Below are 19,660 nucleotides of genomic sequence, written 5' to 3'. Positions count from 1 at the left end.
GCGTCAGCGGCCGGCGCCGAAGCGGTCCGCAGCCACCCGCAGCGCCGTGGCCGCCTCGTCGGCGATCCGGACGACGATCGCCCCCGCTGGCTCCGCCACCGCCCGCCGGTAGCCCTGGCCGGCCCACAACGACATCGCCTCCGGGTCCCCCGCCTCGCGCGCTGCCGCACGCAGCGGCCCGGTCATGCGGTTCACCTGCGGATAGCCGGGAGGCGCCGCGTCGGCCTGCTCGCGGAGCACGCGGTTGGGCAGCCCACGGGCGGTCCGGCCGCTGAAGGCCCGGGTGAGTGCCGGCCGCCCGAAGCGACCGTCCGCGGTGGCGGCCCGTTGCGCCGCGGAGACCCCGGCCTCGGGTGCGAGCAGGAAGGCCGTCCCCAGCTGCGCCGCCATCGCGCCAGCGGCCAACACCGCGGCGACGTCGCGGCCGTCGGCCAGGCCACCCGCGGCGGCGAGCGGGATCCCCGGGGCGACGACCCGGGTCTCGGCGAGCGCGGCCAGCAGGCCCGGCGCGGTCCCCGGGAGCCGGTCCTCGTCGGCGAAGGTCCCGCGGTGACCGCCGGCCTCCGGTCCCTGGACGATCAGCAGGTCGGGACCGAGCTCGGCGGCGAGCGCCGCCTCGTCGCCGTCGGTGACCGTGATGCCGACGGCCACGCCCGCGGCCTGGAGCTCCTCGACCGCCGGCTGCGGCGGGAGACCGAAGGTGAACGTGACGACCGCCGGGCGCTCCTCCATCAGCAGCGCCAGCTTCGCCGAGAAGTGATCGTCGTCGTAGCTCGGGCGCCCGAGCGAGACCCCGTAGCGGGTGGCCTCGGCGGACAGACGCTCGGCGTAGCGCGCGACGGCGCCGGCGTCCGCCCGGTCGGGCCCGGGGACGAACAGGTTGACCGCGAAGGCGGCCGTGGTCAGCCCGCGGACCGCCACGATCTGCTCGGCCAGCCGGTCCGCGGCCAGATAGCCGCCCGCGAGCGAGCCGAGCCCGCCGGCGTCGCTGATCGCGGCGACCAGCTCCGGGGTGCTCGGTCCACCCGCCATCGGCGCCCCATAGATCGGACGCCGCGCCCTTGGCAGCCGCTCGCCGGCCCCACTACCGCCGAGCGGCTCGCCGGTCACTGCGTCCGCTCGAGGACCGCGACCGTGCGGTCGCGGTACACCCGATAGTCGCTGCGCTCGGGCTTGAGCAACGTCGCCATCGTCAGCGGCGGGCGGGCCTCTTCGTGGCGGCCGCAGAGCTGCAGCGCGCGGCCGAGGCAGAAGTGGGCGTAGTCGTTGACCGGCTCCTGCTCGACCAGCCGACCGAACTCGTCGGCGGCCTCGTCGAAGCGTCGTGCCTTGAAGAACGCACGAGCGAGGGCCTCACGCACCATCGCGGATCCCGGCTCCAGGTCAAGGGCCCGGCGCAGCGGCAACGCGGCAGCGTGATGATCCCCGCGCTCGAGCAGGTCGGCACCGGACCGGTACAGCTCGTAGGCGTCGGGCGTGGTCATCAACCGAGTTTTGCAAACCCGTCAAGCGGCACGCTGCAGCCGGCGCGCGCCGATCCTCCGTCGCGCCCGGCTCGGTCCTCGCCGAACGACCGCGATCTGCCCGGCGACCGTTCAGCTCCGGTGGTCGACCACGGCGTCGAGGATCGCGTCGGCGATCTCCCCCTTCGCCGCGCGGGCGACGGTCTGCTCGCGCTCGGCCGTCACGATCGTGACCGCGTTCTCCGCCGCGTCGAAGGCGATCCCGGGGACCGAGACGTCGTTCAGCACGACCGCGTCGAGGCGCTTGCGGGCGAGCTTGCCGCGGGCGTGCTCGAGCGCTCCCGCGCCGTGCTCGGCGGCGAAGCCGACCAGCGTCTGTCCGTCGCGGCGACGTCCGGAGAGCTCGATGAGCACGTCGACCGTCGGCTCCAGCTCGACCGTCATCCCGTCGCGGCCCTCCTTCTTGAGCTTGCCGGAAGCCGGGTCCGCCGGACGGAAGTCGGCAACGGCCGCGGCCATCAGCAGCACGTCCGCCGTCTCGAACGCCTGACCGCACGCCTGCCGCAGCTCCTCGGCGGTCTCGACGCGGACGATGGTGCAGCCTTCGGGATCCGGCAGCGCGACGTTGGCCGCGACCACGGTCACGTCCGCCCCTCTGGCGGCGGCGGCCGCGGCGAGCGCGTAGCCCATCCGCCCCGAGGAACGGTTGCCGACGAAGCGCACGGCATCGATCGGCTCGCGCGTGCCACCGGCCGACACGAGCACGCGCAGGCCGGAGAGATCGCCGGCCGGCCCCGCGGTCGCGCCGGCCAGCCGCTCCTCGATCGCCGCGAGCAGCTCCTCGGGCTCGGCCAGCCGCCCGTCGCCCTCCTCCCCGGGCGAGGCGAGGCGACCGCTGCCGGGCGGGAGCACGTCGACCCCGTCGGCCTCGAGCCGCGCGACGTTGCGCCGCACGGCCGGGTGGTGCCACATCCGGTGGTTCATCGCCGGGGCGATCAGCAGCCGGCCCTCGGCGGCCAGCGCTGCCGCCGTCACCAGGTTGTTCGCCTGCCCGGTCGCGAGCGCGGCGATCGTGTTGGCGGTCGCGGGGGCGATCAGGAAGAGGTCCGCCCGCTCCACCAGCTCGAGGTGGCTGATCGCCGCGTGCGTCGGCAGCGGGTCACCGGGGAACGCGCCCCGCAACGGGTCGGTCTCGAACTCGTCGGTCAGGACCGGGGCCCCGGTGATCGCGCGGAAGGTCTCCGGCGCGACGAAGCGCTGGCTGGTCGGCGTCTGCACGACCCGCACCTGGTGCCCGGCCGCGGTTGCCAGCCGCACCAGCAATACGGCCTTGTAGGCGGCGATCCCGCCGGTGACCCCGAGGAGCAGACGTGCCATCGGCGGGGAGTTTGCCGCACGACGCGACCCGACGTCGCTCCTGGGCCGCGCCGCCCATCCGCCCCCGGAACGACAAACGCCGCCCGAGGGGCGGCGCTGCAACCACAATCCCGATCACCTCACCGCGGCCGACTGCGAAATCCAAAGCCGCCGCGGGTGGATGCCTGGTGTTCGTGGACCGAGCAGGTCGCCGCCGGGCAGCGAGAGCTGTACGGCCAGTACTGCCGAGCGAACCAGGTGGCGAGATGCGAAGCGTCCACGGACGCCAGGCGCCGCCCGGCGCGGGTGGATGCGAGGGGCACGTAGACCAAGCAGGTCGTCGTGCCCCGCGCGAGAGCTGTACGCCAGTACTGCCGAGCGGGGAGCGCGGCGAGATGCGCCGGTATACGTGCCCCTCGCGCCGCCCGCCGCTCTAGCGGTAGCGGTACGTGATCTTGCCCGCCGCGACCTCTTCGAGGGCAATCGTCAGGTAGTTCTTCGACGCGGTCTCCACCATCGGCGGCGGGAACTCGTCGAAGGCCCCCTCACCGAGGTTGTGGTAGTACGCGTTGATCTGCCGAGCGCGCTTGGCTGCCACCAGGACCGAGGCGTAGTTCGAGTCCACCTGGTCCAAAAGCTGATCCATGCGCGGGGAGATCATTCCACTCATGTGACGAGTGTAGCGAGCGCCCCGCTGGTCCCGGGCAGCGCCTCTCCGGCTGCGGCCCGCGAGCCCTGGTTCAGGAGCCGCCGTCGACCCTGTCGGGCAGGTGCCCGCGGACGAACGACTCGAGCTCCTGCACGCTCGCCTCGAGATCGTCGTTGACGATCCGGTGGTCGAACTCGTGCTGGCTCTCCAGCTCGGTCTGCGAGACCTCGAGCCGGCGGGCGATCGTCTCGGCACCGTCAGTGCCTCGGGCCTCGAGCCGCTCGCGCAGGGCCTCGAACGAGGGCGGGACGACGAAGACCTGGACGGCCTCCGGCATCGTCTCGCGGATCTGCCGGGCGCCCTGGACCTCGATCTCGAGCACCACCGGGGCGCCGTCACGGAGATGGCGGTCGAGCTCTTCGCGCAGCGTCCCGTAGTGCCGGCCGGCGTACTCGGCGTGCTCGACGAACTCGCCGTCGGCGACCCGCCGGGCGAACTCCTCGTCGTCGAGGAACCAGTAGTCACGACCGTGATCCTCGCCCGCACGCGGCGGACGGGTGGTCGCGGAGACGCTGAGACGCAGTTCGGGGAGGCTCTCCCGGAGCCGCCGGATCAGCGTTCCCTTACCAACGCCCGAGGGACCGGTGATGACGAAGACACGAGCCACGAGCAACAGCTTGCCGACTAGCCGCGCGTGTGGCGGAGCGCCTGCACGAGCTCCGCCCGCTGGCGCGGCGTCAGCCCGCCGATGGTCTTCGAGGCGGAGATCCGGCACTGCTGCAAGATCTTGCCCGCGCGGACGCGACCGTACTTCGGAACCGCGAGCAGCATGTCGACGACCTTGGCGGTCTCGAGCCACTCCGGCGGCTCCATCAGCAGCCGGTCGATCGACTGGCGGCCGGACTTGAGGTCACGCTTCAGGGCCGCGCGCTGGGAGCGCACCTCGTTCGCACGCTGCAGCGCATCGAGACGCTGATTCAGCGACCGCTCCGGGGTAACCGAGGACTTGGAAGGGGCGTTGGCGGCGGTCGACATCGCCGGGCGAGTCTACCCGGCCGTCGCGCCTCACGCTCGGCGCGGAGGGCAACTCACCTGAACCTAAAGTCGAGGTTCAGGTGAGGGCTCGTAGGTCGAGTGTTGCCTCCGCCGTGCCCGGGCGGTGGACGCTCGGCCTGCCCCAACCACCTCAGGCGATGGACGCAAAGGCCGTCCCGAGCGTTCCGGGCGACGGGTCAGCCGACCCAGTCCGCCAGCAGATCGCCGAAGACACGCGGATCCTCCTCGGCGTTCCAGAACGCCGTAGCCACGCCGACCGCCGTCGCACCGGCCTGCAGCAGGTCCCGGATGTCGTCGCCCCGGCGGACCCCGCCGGCACCGACCAGGTCGATCCGCGCGGGCAGCAGCGCCCGCAGCTGGGCGATCTGTCCCAAGGCGATCGGCTTCATCGCCGGACCGGAGACTCCGCCGTAGCCGACGTCGATCGCCGACCGGCCGTCCTCGCGCAGCACGAGCCCGTTGGGAAAGGTGTTGCAGCTGACCACGAACCGGACGGCGCTCTCGGCCAGCACCGCCGCGACCTCGGCCAGCAGCATCGGGTCCCCGAGCGGGGAGAGCTTCGCCCCGAGCACGACCCCGGTGCCCGCCACCGCCTCCGCAGCCGCGGCCACCGATCGCGCGACGAGGTCCGGATCGAAGCTGGCGATCCGGTGCTGGCTGCCGTCGTCCCAGACGTTCGGGCAGCCCAGGTTGAGCTCGATCAGGTCGGGCCCTTCCCCGGCCCGTGCCACCGTCCCGGCCAGCTGCCCGTACTCCTCCGGGCTGAACCCGGCCACCGAGACGATCAGCGGCTTGCTCGCTTCCCGCGTCAGCGCGGCCATCGTGCCGATCGCGTCGGCGTAGTGCTCGAGGCCACGGTTGGGCATCCCGAGCGCGTTGATCGAGTAGCCCTCACGCGGGGCGTAGACCTCGCCCGCGTTGCCGCCGCGGGGGGCGACCGTGATCGAGCCGACGGTGACCGCGGAGACCGCCGAGCGCGCGAGACGCTGGACGTCGTCCACGCTCTTGGCGGTGCCCGCGGCGTTCAGCAGCGGATGCTCCAGCGCCACCCCCGCGACGGTCGTGTCGAGGCTCTCGGGGGTGGACGTCATTCAGCGGCCCTCGGCCTCGTTGGTCTGCGGACGGGTCATCGGTTGAGGTCCTGCAGGGCGATCACGTCCTGCACGCCGGACCCTGCGGCGGCGATCGCCCGGGCGGCGGCGAAGCCCGCGGCAACGGTCGTCAGGCACGGCACGCCCGCGGTGATCGCGGCGCGCCGGATCTCGTAGCCGTCGGTCCGCGCGCCGGAGCCGGTCGGGGTGTTGAGGACCAGGGCGACCTGCCCGGCTGCGATCTCCGAGATCGCCGTGGCCGGCCCGCCACCGTCGGCGGCGACGTCCTGGAGCTTGGCGACAGCATCGCACGGGAGGCCCGCGGCGACCAGCGCCTTCTGCGTCCCCTGCGTGGCCAGCAGCCGGAAGCCCTGGTCGTGGAGCTCGCGCGCGACCTCGAGCGCCTCCGGCTTGTCCGCGTCGGTCACCGAGATGAAGACGGTGCCGGCGGTCGGCAGCGGCGAACCGGCCGCCGCCGAGGCCTTGGCGAAGGCCGACGGGAAGTCGTGGGCGACGCCCATGACCTCGCCGGTCGAGCGCATCTCCGGCCCGAGCAGCGCGTCGGCGCCGACGAAGCGGTCGAACGGCAGGACCGCCTCCTTGACCGAGACGTGGCCACCGCGGAACGGATCGGCGGGCAGGTCGAGCTCGCCGAGCTTCTCGCCGAGCATGATCCGGACCGCCATCTTGGCCAGCGGCACGCCGATCGCCTTGGAGACGAACGGAACGGTCCGCGACGCCCGCGGGTTGGCCTCGATCACGTAGAGGTCGTCGCCGTGGACCGCGAACTGGATGTTGATCAGCCCGAGCACGCCGAGCTCGAGCGCCATCCCCCGGGTCTGCTCCCGGATCCGTTCGATCATCTCCGGCGAGAGCGAGAACGGCGGCAGCGCGCAGGCCGAGTCGCCGGAGTGGATCCCGGCCTCCTCGACGTGCTGCATGATCCCGCCGACCCAGACGTCGTCGCCGTCGCAGAGCGCGTCGACGTCGACCTCGATCGCGTTCTCGAGGAAGCGGTCGAGGAAGATCTCCTTGGTCGGAGCGTCCGGCGCGTCCGGGCTGAGCCCCGCCTCGCGGCGGAGGTACTCCGTCAGGCCGTCGCGGTCGTAGACGATCTCCATCGCCCGTCCGCCGAGCACGTAGGACGGCCGCACGAGCAGCGGGAAGCCGACCTCATCGGCCGCCGAGAGCGCGCCGCTGAGGGTCGTCGCGGTCGCGTACGGCGGGGCCTCGTAGCCGAGCGTGGAGAGGACCTTGCCGAAGGCACCACGGTCCTCGGCCCGGTCGATCGCCTCGACGTCGGTGCCGAGGATCGTGACCCCGGCGTCGCGCAGGCCCGCCGCCAGCCGCAGCGGCGTCTGGCCGCCGAACTGGACGATCACGCCTTCCGGCTGCTCGACCTCGATCACGCCGAGCACGTCGCTCAGGGTCAGCGGCTCGAAGTAGAGCCGGTCCGAGGTGTCGTAGTCGGTCGAGACCGTCTCGGGGTTGCAGTTGACCATCACCGCGTCGCGGCCGGAGGCCCGCACGGTCATCGCCGCGTGCACGCAGCAGTAGTCGAACTCAATCCCCTGGCCGATCCGGTTGGGACCGGAGCCGAGGATCACGACCGACGGCTTGACCCGGCTGCCGTCCGGGTTGGTCGGGATCTCGACCTCGTGCCGCGGCTTGCCGTCGGCGTCGGGACGCTCCCAGCCGGAGTAGAAGTAGGGCGTCTCGGCCGCGAACTCGGCGGCGCAGGTGTCGACCGACTTGAACGTCCGGACCAGCGCCGCATCGTCCGCGGGCGTCGGGTCGTCGCCCAGCGCCAGGCGGCGGAACTCGGCCAGGTACCAGGGGTCGATCCCGGTGCTCTCGTGGAGCTGCTCGTCGCTCGCGCCGCGGCGGATCGCCTCCAGCAGCACGTCGTAGCGCTCGGTCCGCGGCTCGCGGATCCGCTCGACCAGCTGCTCTGCGGTCTCGTCGTCGGCGAACTTCGGTGCGTCGTCGAGCTCGCGCGAGCGCAGCGCCTTCGCGAACGCCTGACCGAACGTGCGGCCGATCGACATCGCCTCGCCGACGCTCTTCATGTGGGTCGACAGCCGCTCGTCGACGCCCGGGAACTTCTCGAACGCGAACCGCGGGTACTTCACGACGACGTAGTCGATCGTCGGCTCGAAGGCGGCCGGCGTCGCGCGGGTGATGTCGTTGGTGATCTCGTCGAGCCGGTAGCCGACGGCCAGTCGCGCGGCGATCTTGGCGATCGGGAACCCGGTCGCCTTCGAGGCCAGCGCGCTCGACCGCGAGACGCGAGGGTTCATCTCGATGATGAGGATCTCCTCGGTCGCCGGGTTGACCGCGAACTGCACGTTCGAGCCGCCGGTCTCGACCCCGACCGCGCGGATCACGGCGATCGCCTGGTCACGGAGCTTCTGGTAGAGCCGGTCGGTCAGCGTCTGCTGCGGCGCGACCGTGACCGAGTCGCCGGTGTGGACGCCCATCGGATCGATGTTCTCGATCGAGCAGACGATCACGACGTTGTCGCCGTTGTCGCGCATCACCTCGAGCTCGTACTCGCCCCAGCCGATCACCGACTGATCGACGAGCACCTGCCCGATCGGCGAGGCGTCGATGCCGCCGCGGATGATCTGGCGGAACTCCTGCTCCGTGCGGGCGATCCCGCCGCCACGTCCACCGAGGGTGAACGCGGGGCGGACGATCGCGGGCAGGCCGACCTTGGCCAGGGCCTCGTCGATCTGCTCCTCGATCCGCGACGCGGCCAGCGGCGCACCGTCGGCGGAGTCGTCCTCACGGCCACGCACGATCAGCGAGATCGGCATCTTCAGGCCGGCCTTCGCCATCGCGATCGCGAACAGGTCGCGGTCCTCGGCGCAGTTGATCGCGTCGTAGTTGGCCCCGATCAGCTCGACCCCGAACTTCTCGAGCGTCCCGTCCTCGTGCAGCGCCTTGGCGAGATTGAGGGCGGTCTGGCCCCCGAGGGTCGGGAGCAGCGCGTCGGGCCGCTCCTTCTCGATGATCTTCGCGACCGGACCGGGCAGCAGCGGCTCGACGTAGGTCCGCTCGGCGAACTCCGGGTCGGTCATGATCGTGGCCGGATTCGAGTTGACCAGGACGACCTCGAAGCCGTCCTCGCGCAGGACCTTGCAGGCCTGGGCGCCGGAGTAGTCGAACTCGGCGGCCTGCCCGATCACGATCGGGCCGGAGCCCAGGATCATGATCCGGCGGATGTCGGTACGGCGCGGCATCAGGCAGCGGCTCCGTCGTCAGGGGTGGATGCGGTGATGCCCGCGCGCTCGGCCGCCGCGTCGCCGGTCTGGCGGGTCACGTCGGCGATCGAGCCGTGGTCGCGGATCCGGTCGAGGAAGCGGTCGAAGAGGTATCCGGCGTCGTTCGGGCCGGGCGCCGCCTCCGGGTGGTACTGGACCGTGGCCGCGTTGGCCTCGGGCAGGACCAGACCCTCGACCGTGCGGTCGTAGAGGTTCAGGTGGCTGAGCTCGGCCGGGCCGAAGTCGGTCTCCCAGCGGACCGGTTCGTCGCCCTCGATCCGGCCGGTGCCGTCCGGGGTCTGGACCGCGAAGCCGTGGTTCTGCGAGGTGATCTCGACCCGGCCGGTGGCGAGGTCCTTGACCGGATGGTTGCCGCCGCGGTGACCGAACGGCAGCTTGTAGGTCGTCAGGCCGACCGCGCGGCAGAGCAGCTGGTGGCCCATGCAGATCCCGAAGACCGGCTTCTGGCCGAGCACACCGCGGATCGTGTCGACGACGTGCTCGACGGCAGCGGGATCGCCCGGGCCGTTGGCGAGGAAGACCGCATCGACGTCGCCCGCCAGCACGGCTTCGGGGCCGTCGGAGAGCGGATGCAGCCGAACGCGGGCCCCACGGGCCACGAGCTCGTCGACGATCGACCGCTTGATGCCGGTGTCGATCGCCGCGATCAACGGACCGTCGGCGTTGTCGCCGACGGTGTGGGCGACGTCGGGCGTGACGGTCGAGGCCAGGTCCTGCCCGGCCATCGACGGCTCGGCCGCGACGCGGGCGGCAGCGTCGGACTCGGCGACGCCGGCGGCGAAGATCCCGCCGCGCATCGCGCCCTTGTCGCGGATATGGCGGACCAGGGCGCGGGTGTCGACCTCGCTGATCGCCGGCACGCCGGCATCGGCGAGCCAGTCGAGCCAGCCGTGCTCGCTGGTCGGCGCGTCGCTGCGGTTGACCGCCTCGCGCATGATCACGGCGCGGGCGTGGATCCGGTCGGACTCCATCGCCGCGGCGCTGACGCCGTAGTTGCCGATGTGCGGGTAGGTGAAGACGATCATCTGCCCGGCGAACGAGGGATCGGTGACCGACTCCTGGTAGCCGGACATGCCCGTGGTGAAGACGACCTCGCCGGTCGCGCGGGCGTCGCCCGGAACGGCGCCGCAGGAGCGGCCCTCGAAGCGGGTGCCGTCCTCGAGCAGCAGGTAGGCCGCGCCGTCGTCGTGGCGTGCTTCGGTCATCGGATCAGCTCCTGGATCGCCTTGAACTGCGGGGCGCCGGCGTCACCGACGAGCTCCAGCAGGATGCCTTCGGTGGTGCCGACCAGCGCGCCGGCACGGGCCACGCGAGTCAGGCCCGCGGCCCGGTCCTCGGCCGCGCGCGACCCGACCGCGTCGCCCGCGACGTGCACGGCGAGGCCCTGGCGCAGCAGGTCGAGGGTGGTGCCCTGGACGCAGACGTGGGCCTCGATCCCGACGACGACGACCTGGTCGCGGCCGGCGAGGTGGAAGCCCTCGGCTCGGGCCGAGGAGAAGACCGTCTTCGCCAGACGCGGCGTCCCCTCGGGCAGCGCCTCGAGCAGCTCGGGGACGGTCTCCCCCAGCCCCTTCGGGTACTGCTCGGTGACGACGATCGGCAGGCCGAGGGCGACGGCGCCACGCACCATCCGCACGCTCCGGGCGACGACGCGCTCGAAGCCGTCGATCGCGGGGCGGAACGCCTCCTGGAGGTCGACGACCACCAGGGCGGTGCGGTCGGGGTGCAAGCCGGTCAGGGCAGCGGTATCGGTCATGCGGGGCGCGAGGTCCTCGATCGGGGTCACGCGGCGTGGACGGCGAAGCTGCGTTCGCGGTACGCCACGGTGCCGTCGGCCAGGGTCAGCAGGACACGGCCGTGGAACTTCCGGCCGTGGAAGCAGCAGTTGTCGGAGCGGCTCTCGTAGCCGTCCTCGCCGACGGTCCACTCGCGCTCGAGGTCGACCAGGCAGAGGTTCGCTCGCTCGCCGACGGCGACCGTCGGGGTCGGCAGCTCCATCAGCGCGGCGCCGCCGATCAGGCGGTCGACGACGATCCCGAGCGGCAGGATGCCGGGCCGGACCAGCTCGCTGTAGACCGCGGCGAACGCGCTCTCCAGGCCGGTCGTGCCCATCGGGGCCTGCTCGAACGGCACGTCCTTCTCGTCCCGAGCATGCGGCGCGTGGTCGGTGGCGATCGTCTCGATCGTCCCGTCGCGAACGCCCTCGATCAGGGCCTGCCGGTCCTCCTCGAACCCGAGCGGCGGGTTCATCTTCATCGACGTGTCGAGGTCGCGGACCGCCTCGTGCGTGAGGCAGAGGTGGTGCGGGGAGGCCTCGCCGCTGACCCGGAATCCGCGTGCCTTGGCCTCGCGGAGGGCGTCGACCGAGGCGACGCACGAGAGGTGCTGGAAGTGCAGGCGCCCGTCCTCGTAGCCGGCGATCGCGGCGTCACGGGCGACCATCGTCGACTCCGACAGCCACGGCACGCCGGCGATCCCGAGCCGCGCCGAGACGCTGCCCTCGCGCATCGCGCCCCCGGCCGACAGCGACGGGTCCTCCTCGTGGAGGGCGATCACGCCGCCGCAGAGCCGCTGGTACTGGATCGCCTTGCGGAGCACGCCGGCGTCCGTCACGGGGCGACCGTCGTCGGTGAAGCCGACGGCTCCGGCCTGACGCAGCTCGGCCATCTCGGTCAGGTGCTGGCCCTCGAGGCCGACCGTGATCGCGGCGGTGAAGCCGACGGGAATCCGCGCCAGCCGCGACGCGACGTCGCGCAGCGAGCCGAGCAGCGAGCTGGAGTCGACCACCGGCGAGGTGTTCGGCATCGCGACCACGGCGCAGTAGCCGCCGGCCGCGGCCGAACGCGTTCCGGACTCGAGGTCCTCCTTGTGCTCCTGGCCCGGCGTCCGCAGGTGCACGTGCGGGTCGACGAAGCCCGGGAACAGGTGCAGGCCTTCGCCGGAGATCTCCTCGACGCCGTCCGCGGCGACGAGGCTCCCCGGGGCGCCGAGCTCGACGATCCGGCCGCCGCGGACGAGCACGTCGTGCGGGGCGTCGATGCCGGCGCGCGGATCGAGCACGTGCACGTGGTGCACGAGCAGATCGGCGTCGGCGGCGGGGGCCCGGACGAGGGGTTCGAGACTCATGCGGGGTGTAGCTCCGAGGTGGGGTGGTGTTCGTCAGGTGCGGAGGGGCCGCTGCGGCCGGAGGGCTCGGCGCCGCGCGAGGCGAGGACCTCGAAGAGCACCGCCATCCGGACGAGCACGCCGGCCCGCACCTGGTCGAGGATCAGGGACTGGGGTCCGTCGACGACGTCGCCGGCGAGCTCGACGCCGCGGTTGACCGGCCCGGGGTGCATCAGCAGCTGTCGCGGACCGAGCCGGCGGGCGTCGATCTGGTAGACGGCGGCGTACTCGCGGAGCGAGGGCACGTAGGCCTGCTTCATCCGCTCGTTCTGCATCCGCAGCGTGTAGACGACGTCGGCTTCCGGCAGGTCATCGAGCGAGTAGCGGACCTGGCAGCCGAGCACCGCGAAGTCCTGCGGGATCAGCGTCGGCGGCCCGCAGACCGTCACCGACGCCCCCATCGTCTGCAGGGCCAGCACCAGCGAGCGGGCCACGCGGCTGTGGCGGACGTCGCCGACGATCCAGACGTTGAGGCCGTCGAGTGCCCCGAGCCGGGCGCGCAGCGTGTAGACGTCGAGCAGAGCCTGGGTCGGATGCTCGTGCTGGCCGTCGCCCGCGTTGACGATCGCCGCGTCCGTCCACTTGGTGATCAGCTGCGAGGCGCCCGCCCACGGCGTCCGGATCACGATCGCGTGGGGCCGGTGGGCGGCCAGCGTCTGGACGGTGTCGCGCAGCGACTCGCCCTTCTCGACCGACGAGCCGCTGGCGGCGAAGTTGACGACGTCGGCGCTGAGCCGCTTGGCGGCGAGCTCGAAGCTCGAGCGGGTCCGGGTGGAGGACTCGTAGAAGAGGTTCAGGACCGTCCGGCCCCGCAGCGCCGGGACCTTCTTGATCGGCCGATCAGCGACCTCGGCGAAGCTCGCAGCACGGTCGCAGAGGCGTTCGATCGCGGCGCGATCGAGGTCCGAGATCGAGAGCAGGTGCCTCATGCGGCGTCATCCAGGGACGGGGTGGGCGGCTCGGCCGGGGGCGACGGCGGCAGGCGACGCTCGATCGCTACCTCGTCGCGGCCGTCGATCTCGCTGACCCGGACGTTGACCCGCTCGGCGACCGCCGTCGGCAGGTTCTTGCCCACGTAGTCGGCGCGGATCGGCAGCTCGCGGTGGCCACGGTCGACGAGCACGGCGAGCTGGACGCGGCCGGGTCGGCCGTAGTCGAAGACCGCCTCGATCGCCGCCCGGATCGTGCGGCCGGTGAAGAGCACGTCGTCGACGAGCACCACCGAGCGTCCCTCGAGCGGGATCCCGTCGAGGTGGGTGGCGTGGATCACCGGACCGCCGTCGGCACCGTCGCGGGTGTCGAGGTCGTCGCGGTAGAAGGCGATGTCGAGGTCGCCGAGCGGCACCGGCCGCTCGAGCAGTGCGGTCAGGCGTTCCTGCAACCGGCCGGCGAGGACCGCGCCGCGGGTGTGGATGCCGACCAGGACGATCGCAGCGGGGTCCGGATGGCCTTCGACGATCTCGTGGGCGATACGGGCAAGCGTCCGCGCAATGTCGGCGCCGTCGAGGACGGTGGTCTCAAAGCTCATCGTGAAGGATCGTCCTGGCCTCTCGGGACCGGGTTAACGAACGGCTCAGACGCTAGCACCTTCGCCGGCGTCATCCTCGGGATCATCGAGCGACCGTGCCCCGTCGGCGGCCCCGGGAACGCCGGCTCGCGGCGTCCGCTCGGGCCGACCGGCACCCGGCAGGTGGCGTGCTCCGCCCCGCTCCGGGAACGGGACCTCGACCATGTCGAAGTCGCGCGGCATGATCGTGTGCTCGAACGCCGCCCGCGCCTCGCGGAGCGCGTCCGACGGGCGGTGACGCGCGGAGAGGTGGGTCAGCGCGAGCATCCCGACCTCCGCCTCGGCGGCGAGGCTCGCCGCCTCGTGGGCGGTGCTGTGGCCGGTCTGCCGGGCGCGGTCAGCGTGCTCGGCCGTGAAGGTCGCCTCGTGCACCAGCAGGTCGGCCCGCCAGGCCGCGGTCAGCACCGCGTCGCACGGGCGGGTGTCGCCCGAGACGACGATCCGGCGTCCCTCTCGCCGCTCCCCCATCACCTGCTCGGGGCGGACGTCCCCGATCGTCTCGCCGCGCTGGAGCCGCCCGAAGTCGTGGACGTCGGTGATGCCGAGCCGACGCGCAGCCTCGGGGTCGAAGCGGCCGGGACGGTCCTCCTCGACCAGCGCGTAGCCGAGCGCGCGGCCGCGATGGCGGACGCCGAGCGCCCGGGCCTCCCAGCCGTCGCGCTCGAGCACGTCGCCCGGCTCCAGCTCGACGACCTCGACCGGGTAGGCGACGGGACCGGCCAGCTGCCAGATCATCTCGATCGCGGCGGCCGTCCCGATCGGACCGGCCAGCAGCAGCGGCGCGGTCCGGTCGCGCAGGTCGAAGGTCTTCAGCAGCCCGAGCAGGCCAAGCCAGTGATCGCTGTGCAGGTGCGTGATCAGGACCAGGTCCAGCTCGACCAGGCCGGCGGAGCGCATCAGCTGCCGCTGCGTCCCCTCCCCGCAGTCGATCAGCACGTGCTCGCCCCCGCGTTGCAGCAGCAGGGCGGGAAGGCCGCGGCGGGCGGTCGGGGCCGAGCCGCCGGTGCCCACGAACAGGAGCTCCAGATTCACGCGTCCGAGGCTATTCGGTTCGGCCCGGGACAGCCGTCGCCGTCCTACGTGGGACAGGCGCCACCGTCCCCCACGAGACCGCCGCCGCGATCCCACCCGAGACAGCCGGCGCGCTCGTCTGCCGCTCGCCTCGCTAGACTGCGGATCGCGGATCGTTCGACGGTCCGTTCAGCGCCCGTAGCTCAGTGGATAGAGCGCCTGCCTCCGGAGCAGGAAGTCGGAAGTTCGAATCTTCCCGGGCGCGTCACCGAAACCCCTGCCACCGCGGGGGTTTCGTCGTTTCCGGGACCTGCCCGGCGCCCCGCTCCGGCGACGGGCGCCAGATCCCGTTCGCAGCCGCGACGTTCGATGCGGTGGTCGTCCAGGCCGTGCTCGAGCACGTGCTCGATCCAGCGGCCGTCGTCGCGGAGATCTGGCGCGTCGAAAGATCGCCACGCCGATCCGCGCACTCGACCGGCACGCGGACCCCCAGCACGCCGTCGATGCCGCCTCCGCCGTCTTCTTCTACGGCCGGCGCAGCGCCACGCCGATCACGCCGCGGGAGATCGTGGAGCACTACCAGGGCGCCCAGTAGCGGCAGCCGGTTCGCCTTGAGGAGACCGGGTGCTGCGCGCGCTGCCGCCGCGGCCTACGGCACAGCCTCCGCTCCCCCATCGCTCCCGAACGGCTCCCCCATCGGTCCCGAACGACCGACGCCCGCACGAGGCGGGCGTCGACCGACGCCCGCACGAGGCGGGCGTCGGGTACGGCGATGGTGCTCCGGCTCAGCCGTTGAGCAGGATGATCGAGGAACCGCCGTCGGTCCCCACGATCCGGACCGCGTTCGGCTTCTGGGCCACCGGGGCGGTGATCGAGAAGATCGAGCCGTTGACGTCGGTCGTGGCGATGATCTCGCCGAAGCCGTCGAGGACCTCGGCCCGCTCGACCTCGTCGACCGCGATGCCGTCGATCACGATGTCGCCGTCGGTCGCCGGCGCGCTGTCGCCGGGTCCGGGCAACTGCCCGGGCGGGACCGCGTTGACGACCGTCGCCGGCGGCTTCGTCCACGAGATCGCGGCGCCCGAGCGCTCGAGGGTCGCGTCGCTCCCGCAGAGGGTCCCGTTGTCCGGCAGGACGACGCAGGCCCCGCCTTCTCCGGGAACGACGGTCCAGGCCCCGCCGGTCTCGGACGGCGCGGAGACCGTCCGGGCGCGATCGGTGTCGAGCTCGAGGTCGGGGTTGTCGGCCCCGATCGCGTCGGCCGCGCGCGTCGCGTTGGCCGACGGCGCCGCTGAGCGTGCCGCGGTCGTGGACGAGCCACCGGTCACCGACGTCGACCAGACACGTTCGGTCGGCGCGGGCCCCTGAGCGGCACGGTCACCGGAGGCAGGGGCGGCGACGCCGAGCGCGACGACCGCGCCGGTCGCCGCAAGGGCGCTGACAGCGCCGGAGAACAGCAGGGTGGTCTTCTTCGAGATGCGCATCGTCATCGCCTACCAGTACTGCCGTCCGCGCATGCTCACGTTGTTGCCCGACCAGCCCGAGTAGATGTGCGGGACCCGGTAGACCGCGCCGTAGGGCGAGGAGCGAAGGTCATTGGTGCAGAGATCCGCCGTCCAACCCAACGTCGGCGAAAGGGCGTGGTAGCACGAGGAGTGACCGTCAAGCGACCGCAGGTCGATCTGGGTCAGGTTGACGTAGGTCCCGTAGACGCCGGTGGTGCTGACCGGGCCGTCGTAGATGATCGAGTCGGCCGCCTGGGCCGGACCGGCGACGGCGAGGCCGGTGCCTCCCGCCAGCGCGAGGGCGATCAGCGCCTTGCGCAGCACACCTCGCCGTGACGCCTCCTGAGGCCGCGAACACTGTCTCTGATTGACAAACCGCGATCTGCTTCTAGCGTACACTGTTGCTCTCTCCCGTCCTGGACGACTACGAAGTCGCGGGCAACCTAGCAGCGGGGATGAGCCATGTCGCGGGAACTCCGCGATCGTATGAGACCGGTTGTTCAGGCCGATTCCGCTATGTGCTCGCTCGCCGCGAGCCCCGGATCAGGGGTTTCGGGGTGGGGGGCGGAAGAGCGCCCGCGCCGTCGCGTCGAGCGGCAGCAGCTCGTAGCGTTCGACGGTCAGCTCCGTGTTCAGGAGGAACGGAGCTGACCCACTGGTTCCGGGCGGTGCCGGCGGCTGGATGCGGCTCCGGAAGCCGACCGGCGCGTAGTCGTTCGGATCCACCAGGTAGTCGACCCGGTAGGCGACGGCCTGCTTCGCCGGCGCGTCGGGAATCGGAGGGAGCTGGATCTCGCCGGTCAGACGCAGCGCACGCCGACCGTTGAACGTGGTCTCACCGTTCGGTCGTAGTGTGCCCGCATCGAGCATGGTCCGTACGGTCTCCGTGGGGTTGGCGCCAAAGCCGTTGATCGTGTTGGCAGCGTTACCCATCAGGCTGTCACTCGTGCCGAATCGGACACGCGACTCCCAGCTGTTGTCCTCCCACGACGTGCCGTCTTCGGCGCGGCCGTTCTCGATCGTGGCGACCGGCTTCCCGTCGGGACCCAGCACCTCCGTGCGCACGAGGTACCGCAGCGGCAACCCGGTCGACCACTGCTCGCTCACCCGCGAGCGCTCGCCGATGATCGCTCCGCCCGGGCCGCCGACCTTCCCCACGATCGGGGTGCCGTCCGGCTGGACCGGGCCGCCCCGCAGCACGAGGCGGACGACCTCACCGGACGGCGAGAGCTCGGCCTTGGCCTCAGCGACCACGTCGATCCGCGAACCGCCCGAGCCGAGCGAGCTGATCGCCACGACGACCGCCACCAGCAGCACGACCATCGCACCCAAGGCGAGCTGAGGACGCGGGACCCGCGGCAGCCATCCGCGGTTGCCCGCCGGACGACGACCGACGTCGGAGGACGTCGGGGCCGTCGCCGTCGGGTCGGCGTCGCCGAGCAGCGCATCGAAGGTCGGGGGGGTCGGCGGGGCGGGGACCGGATCGGCTGCGCGCAGCCGATCCATCAACCGCTCGTGGTCATCACGCACGGTTGCCTCCCTTCGCCGGACCGCTACCCGCAGCGCGGTCTTGCCGCTGCTGGTCCTCGATCGCCTTCGCGAGGCGCTGACGCGCCCGGTGCAGGCGCATGTGGAAGGTCGTCCGGGAGCAGCCCGCGGCGACCGCGGCGCGGGCGGGGTCGAGCCCCTCCCAGCCGATCAGCAGCAGCGCCTCTCGGTCGATCAGCCGCAACGTCGCGAGTGCCTTCAACAGCGCGTAGTCGTTGTCCTGCTCCCCTGGGCCCTCGATGTGCTGCGGCTGGTCCGCGATCCGGTCCGCCAGCGCCGTCTGGCGCTTGTCGGCCCGCTGCTGGTTGCGCAGCACGTGTCCGGCGACCGCGTAGAGCCACGGCAGGGCGTCGGCCGGAACGTCCTCGCGACGCCGCCAGGCGACCAGGAAGGTCTCGGCGAGGATGTCCTGGGCGTCCTGCTGATTGCTCGTACGTCGTTGGGCGAAGGCGAGCACCGCGGAGGAGTGACGTTCGTACAGGAGCTCCGTGTACGCCCGGCCGTCACCCTCGCCCGCGGCGACGCGCGATGCAGATCGTCGCGCGGAGCGCGCGGGGCGGAACTCGGGGCTCATCGTGTGATCGGGAACACCTGACGCCGCCTCGCGAGCCCAGATACGGGCTGCGGGAGACGTGACGGACGCCGTCAAACCCCCACTCGAGATGACCGGGTCCATACTCTTATATGTCCGGGTCCGGCCCAGACTCACCAACGAACCCAAATTCGTCAGCGAGCGGTCCGGGACGACGATCCTAGTCGCTCCGCCATCGCCGCTGCCGGCGCGCGCCGCGTCAGGCCGGATCGCCCGCTACCGCCTGACCTCGTCGTCCCTCACGCCGGCAGGATCGCCCGCAGTCGGCGTCCGGTCCCGGCTCGCTGGGACCCCAGGATTGGCCTGTCTCGGAACGAGCGGCGCCGCCCCGCCGCCCGTTCCGAAACAGACGTTGTCCGCTAGCGACGGGTCCGGATCACCAGCGACGAGCTGGCGTTGGACTGGAGGCTGCCGTCGGCGATCCGGACGAAGACGCGGTAGCGGCCGCCCTTGCTGATCCGGGCGCGCGTGGCGAACGTGGAGAAGCTGCGTCCACCCTTCCGCGTCCGCGAGCCCTTGACCGTCTTCCACTTGCTGCCGGCGAGCCGCTGGACGCCGATCTGCACGCCGTCCTTCGCCGGGTGGATCTTGCCCGAGAAGCGCAGGCGGGCCCCACGGGTCACGCGCTTGGTCCCGACCTTCGCGGAGACGTCGACGAGCACGTTGGCGGGGACCACCGGACTCAGGGTCGGCGTCTTCCCGGCGGTGACGACCCGGTACTGGGTGTTCAGGCCGAGCGAGAGCACCGGGAAGGCGAAGGCGCCGGTCGCCGTCGTCAGCTGGGGGTTGCCGACCGGCAGGAAGCCGGCCTGGAACGGCCAGGGGTTCTGCTGGAGCTGGACCTCGCGGTTGGCGCTGCCCGTGCCGCCGAGCGTCCCCGCGATCGTGGTGCTGCCGCCGAACGGCAGCGGATTCGGGGTCGCCGCGAGGGCGAAGCCGAGCGGCTGCTTTGGCGTCTTGAGCTTGCGGTCGGCCCCGCGGACGGTGCCCGTGGCGTTGCTGGCCACGATCCGGTAGTGGTAGACGCGGTCGGGCTCGAGCCCGAGGATGCCGGTCGTGGCCGCGACGTTGGTGGTCCCGGAGCCGGCGGACTGCGCGGCGGTCACTCCGCCGTACTTGGCGGTCAGGCCGAACTGGAAGCGGTAGTTGGTGCGTACGCCGTTGGGGTTGACGGTGCCGGTCACCGTCGCGCTCTGCGGGGTGAGGCTGCCGGCCAGTCCCGTGCTGGCCGCGGGCTTGCCCGCGGCCTGGGCAACGCTCGGCGCGATCGCCAGGACGGCGATGCCGACGGCGATGGCTGGTGCGATACGAGTCATGTTCCTCCTCGGAGGACGCGTCCACGCTGGCGTGGACGTTGTTGGGGGATCGGG

At 72.3% G+C, this 19,660-nt stretch carries 19 protein-coding genes, 1 tRNA gene and 1 pseudogene; 2 read left to right on the top strand and 19 right to left on the bottom strand.

The window, feature by feature from the left end; all coding sequences use genetic code 11:
- Positions 1 to 3: 3 nt before the first annotated feature.
- From ACVUH9_RS04615 to ACVUH9_RS04550, 14 genes are all read right to left on the bottom strand, one after another.
- Positions 4 to 1,068, bottom strand: a complete 1,065-nt coding sequence (locus tag ACVUH9_RS04615; protein ID WP_475755076.1) for a nitronate monooxygenase — start codon at positions 1,066 to 1,068, stop codon at positions 4 to 6.
- A 38-nt stretch (positions 1,069 to 1,106) separates the two neighbouring features.
- Positions 1,107 to 1,484, bottom strand: a complete 378-nt coding sequence (locus ACVUH9_RS04610) for a tetratricopeptide repeat protein (protein ID WP_475754395.1) — start codon at positions 1,482 to 1,484, stop codon at positions 1,107 to 1,109.
- 111 nt (positions 1,485 to 1,595) lie between these two features.
- The gene (gene coaBC, locus ACVUH9_RS04605) at positions 1,596 to 2,840 is read right to left on the bottom strand and encodes a bifunctional phosphopantothenoylcysteine decarboxylase/phosphopantothenate--cysteine ligase CoaBC (protein WP_475754393.1); all 1,245 of its coding nucleotides are present in this window, start codon (positions 2,838 to 2,840) and stop codon (positions 1,596 to 1,598) included.
- 412 nt (positions 2,841 to 3,252) lie between these two features.
- Positions 3,253 to 3,489 carry a DNA-directed RNA polymerase subunit omega gene (rpoZ, locus tag ACVUH9_RS04600; RefSeq protein WP_475754391.1) on the bottom strand — a complete coding sequence of 79 codons (237 nt, stop codon included), beginning with the start codon at positions 3,487 to 3,489 and terminating at the stop codon, positions 3,253 to 3,255.
- Between the two features lie 70 nt (positions 3,490 to 3,559).
- Entirely contained in the window at positions 3,560 to 4,135 is a 576-nt protein-coding gene (gmk, locus tag ACVUH9_RS04595; protein ID WP_475754389.1) for a guanylate kinase, read from the bottom strand.
- A gap of 17 nt (positions 4,136 to 4,152) precedes the next feature.
- A complete protein-coding gene (mihF, locus tag ACVUH9_RS04590; RefSeq protein ID WP_475754387.1) occupies positions 4,153 to 4,503 on the bottom strand; it encodes an integration host factor, actinobacterial type in 351 nt (116 codons plus the stop codon).
- Between the two features lie 197 nt (positions 4,504 to 4,700).
- Entirely contained in the window at positions 4,701 to 5,615 is a 915-nt protein-coding gene (locus ACVUH9_RS04585) for a beta/alpha barrel domain-containing protein (RefSeq protein WP_475754385.1), read from the bottom strand.
- A gap of 35 nt (positions 5,616 to 5,650) precedes the next feature.
- Positions 5,651 to 8,860, bottom strand: a complete 3,210-nt coding sequence (gene carB, locus ACVUH9_RS04580; protein WP_475754383.1) for a carbamoyl-phosphate synthase large subunit — start codon at positions 8,858 to 8,860, stop codon at positions 5,651 to 5,653.
- Positions 8,860 to 10,107: a glutamine-hydrolyzing carbamoyl-phosphate synthase small subunit gene (carA, locus tag ACVUH9_RS04575; protein WP_475754381.1), complete on the bottom strand. Its 1,248-nt coding sequence runs from the start codon at positions 10,105 to 10,107 to the stop codon at positions 8,860 to 8,862. The genes carB and carA overlap by 1 nt, the downstream gene beginning before the upstream one ends.
- Positions 10,104 to 10,658, bottom strand: a complete 555-nt coding sequence (locus ACVUH9_RS04570) for an isochorismatase family protein (protein ID WP_475754379.1) — start codon at positions 10,656 to 10,658, stop codon at positions 10,104 to 10,106. Before ACVUH9_RS04570 ends, carA begins: the two co-directional genes overlap by 4 nt.
- 26 nt (positions 10,659 to 10,684) lie before the next feature.
- Complete coding sequence (locus ACVUH9_RS04565; RefSeq protein WP_475754378.1) at positions 10,685 to 12,028, bottom strand: dihydroorotase; 1,344 nt, start codon at positions 12,026 to 12,028, stop codon at positions 10,685 to 10,687.
- Positions 12,025 to 12,996, bottom strand: coding sequence for an aspartate carbamoyltransferase catalytic subunit (locus tag ACVUH9_RS04560; protein WP_475754376.1), 972 nt, complete (start codon positions 12,994 to 12,996; stop codon positions 12,025 to 12,027). The genes ACVUH9_RS04565 and ACVUH9_RS04560 overlap by 4 nt, the downstream gene beginning before the upstream one ends.
- Positions 12,993 to 13,595, bottom strand: a complete 603-nt coding sequence (gene pyrR, locus ACVUH9_RS04555; protein ID WP_475754374.1) for a bifunctional pyr operon transcriptional regulator/uracil phosphoribosyltransferase PyrR — start codon at positions 13,593 to 13,595, stop codon at positions 12,993 to 12,995. Before pyrR ends, ACVUH9_RS04560 begins: the two co-directional genes overlap by 4 nt.
- A gap of 45 nt (positions 13,596 to 13,640) precedes the next feature.
- On the bottom strand, positions 13,641 to 14,666 hold the full coding sequence (locus ACVUH9_RS04550; protein ID WP_475754372.1) for a ribonuclease Z: 1,026 nt from the start codon (positions 14,664 to 14,666) through the stop codon (positions 13,641 to 13,643).
- A gap of 171 nt (positions 14,667 to 14,837) precedes the next feature.
- Between ACVUH9_RS04550 and ACVUH9_RS04545 the strand changes: the two genes are divergently transcribed.
- Positions 14,838 to 14,910 (top strand) — tRNA-Arg (locus ACVUH9_RS04545).
- Between the two features lie 70 nt (positions 14,911 to 14,980).
- Positions 14,981 to 15,076, top strand: a pseudogene (locus tag ACVUH9_RS04540) (methyltransferase domain-containing protein); the annotation flags it as partial.
- 354 nt (positions 15,077 to 15,430) lie between these two features.
- Here ACVUH9_RS04540 and ACVUH9_RS04535 read toward each other — a convergent pair.
- The 5 genes from ACVUH9_RS04535 to ACVUH9_RS04515 all read right to left on the bottom strand — a co-directional run bounded on the left by ACVUH9_RS04535 (position 15,431) and on the right by ACVUH9_RS04515 (position 19,606).
- On the bottom strand, positions 15,431 to 16,129 hold the full coding sequence (locus tag ACVUH9_RS04535; protein WP_475754371.1) for a hypothetical protein: 699 nt from the start codon (positions 16,127 to 16,129) through the stop codon (positions 15,431 to 15,433).
- Positions 16,130 to 16,138: 9 nt separating this feature from the next.
- Positions 16,139 to 16,474 carry a hypothetical protein gene (locus tag ACVUH9_RS04530; RefSeq protein ID WP_475754369.1) on the bottom strand — a complete coding sequence of 112 codons (336 nt, stop codon included), beginning with the start codon at positions 16,472 to 16,474 and terminating at the stop codon, positions 16,139 to 16,141.
- A gap of 219 nt (positions 16,475 to 16,693) precedes the next feature.
- Positions 16,694 to 17,680 carry a hypothetical protein gene (locus ACVUH9_RS04525; RefSeq protein WP_475754367.1) on the bottom strand — a complete coding sequence of 329 codons (987 nt, stop codon included), beginning with the start codon at positions 17,678 to 17,680 and terminating at the stop codon, positions 16,694 to 16,696.
- A complete protein-coding gene (locus tag ACVUH9_RS04520; protein WP_475754365.1) occupies positions 17,673 to 18,272 on the bottom strand; it encodes an RNA polymerase sigma factor in 600 nt (199 codons plus the stop codon). Before ACVUH9_RS04520 ends, ACVUH9_RS04525 begins: the two co-directional genes overlap by 8 nt.
- A 377-nt stretch (positions 18,273 to 18,649) precedes the next feature.
- The gene (locus ACVUH9_RS04515; protein ID WP_475754363.1) at positions 18,650 to 19,606 is read right to left on the bottom strand and encodes a hypothetical protein; all 957 of its coding nucleotides are present in this window, start codon (positions 19,604 to 19,606) and stop codon (positions 18,650 to 18,652) included.
- Positions 19,607 to 19,660 lie beyond the last annotated feature (54 nt).

Source organism: Patulibacter ginsengiterrae (assembly GCF_056269115.1).
Note: the sequence above shows the minus strand (reverse complement) of the source record. Positions and strands in the feature narration are given on the sequence as shown.

Coding starts and splice junctions, on each gene's coding strand:
- ACVUH9_RS04610 (WP_475754395.1), bottom strand. CDS start 1,484: ATGACCACGCCCGACGCCTACGAGCTGTACCGGTCCGGTGCCGACCTG.
- coaBC (WP_475754393.1), bottom strand. CDS start 2,840: ATGGCACGTCTGCTCCTCGGGGTCACCGGCGGGATCGCCGCCTACAAG.
- rpoZ (WP_475754391.1), bottom strand. CDS start 3,489: ATGAGTGGAATGATCTCCCCGCGCATGGATCAGCTTTTGGACCAGGTG.
- mihF (WP_475754387.1), bottom strand. CDS start 4,503: ATGTCGACCGCCGCCAACGCCCCTTCCAAGTCCTCGGTTACCCCGGAG.
- ACVUH9_RS04585 (WP_475754385.1), bottom strand. CDS start 5,615: ATGACGTCCACCCCCGAGAGCCTCGACACGACCGTCGCGGGGGTGGCG.
- carB (WP_475754383.1), bottom strand. CDS start 8,860: ATGCCGCGCCGTACCGACATCCGCCGGATCATGATCCTGGGCTCCGGC.
- carA (WP_475754381.1), bottom strand. CDS start 10,107: ATGACCGAAGCACGCCACGACGACGGCGCGGCCTACCTGCTGCTCGAG.
- ACVUH9_RS04570 (WP_475754379.1), bottom strand. CDS start 10,658: ATGACCGATACCGCTGCCCTGACCGGCTTGCACCCCGACCGCACCGCC.
- ACVUH9_RS04565 (WP_475754378.1), bottom strand. CDS start 12,028: ATGAGTCTCGAACCCCTCGTCCGGGCCCCCGCCGCCGACGCCGATCTG.
- ACVUH9_RS04560 (WP_475754376.1), bottom strand. CDS start 12,996: ATGAGGCACCTGCTCTCGATCTCGGACCTCGATCGCGCCGCGATCGAA.
- pyrR (WP_475754374.1), bottom strand. CDS start 13,595: ATGAGCTTTGAGACCACCGTCCTCGACGGCGCCGACATTGCGCGGACG.
- ACVUH9_RS04535 (WP_475754371.1), bottom strand. CDS start 16,129: ATGCGCATCTCGAAGAAGACCACCCTGCTGTTCTCCGGCGCTGTCAGC.
- ACVUH9_RS04520 (WP_475754365.1), bottom strand. CDS start 18,272: ATGAGCCCCGAGTTCCGCCCCGCGCGCTCCGCGCGACGATCTGCATCG.
- ACVUH9_RS04515 (WP_475754363.1), bottom strand. CDS start 19,606: ATGACTCGTATCGCACCAGCCATCGCCGTCGGCATCGCCGTCCTGGCG.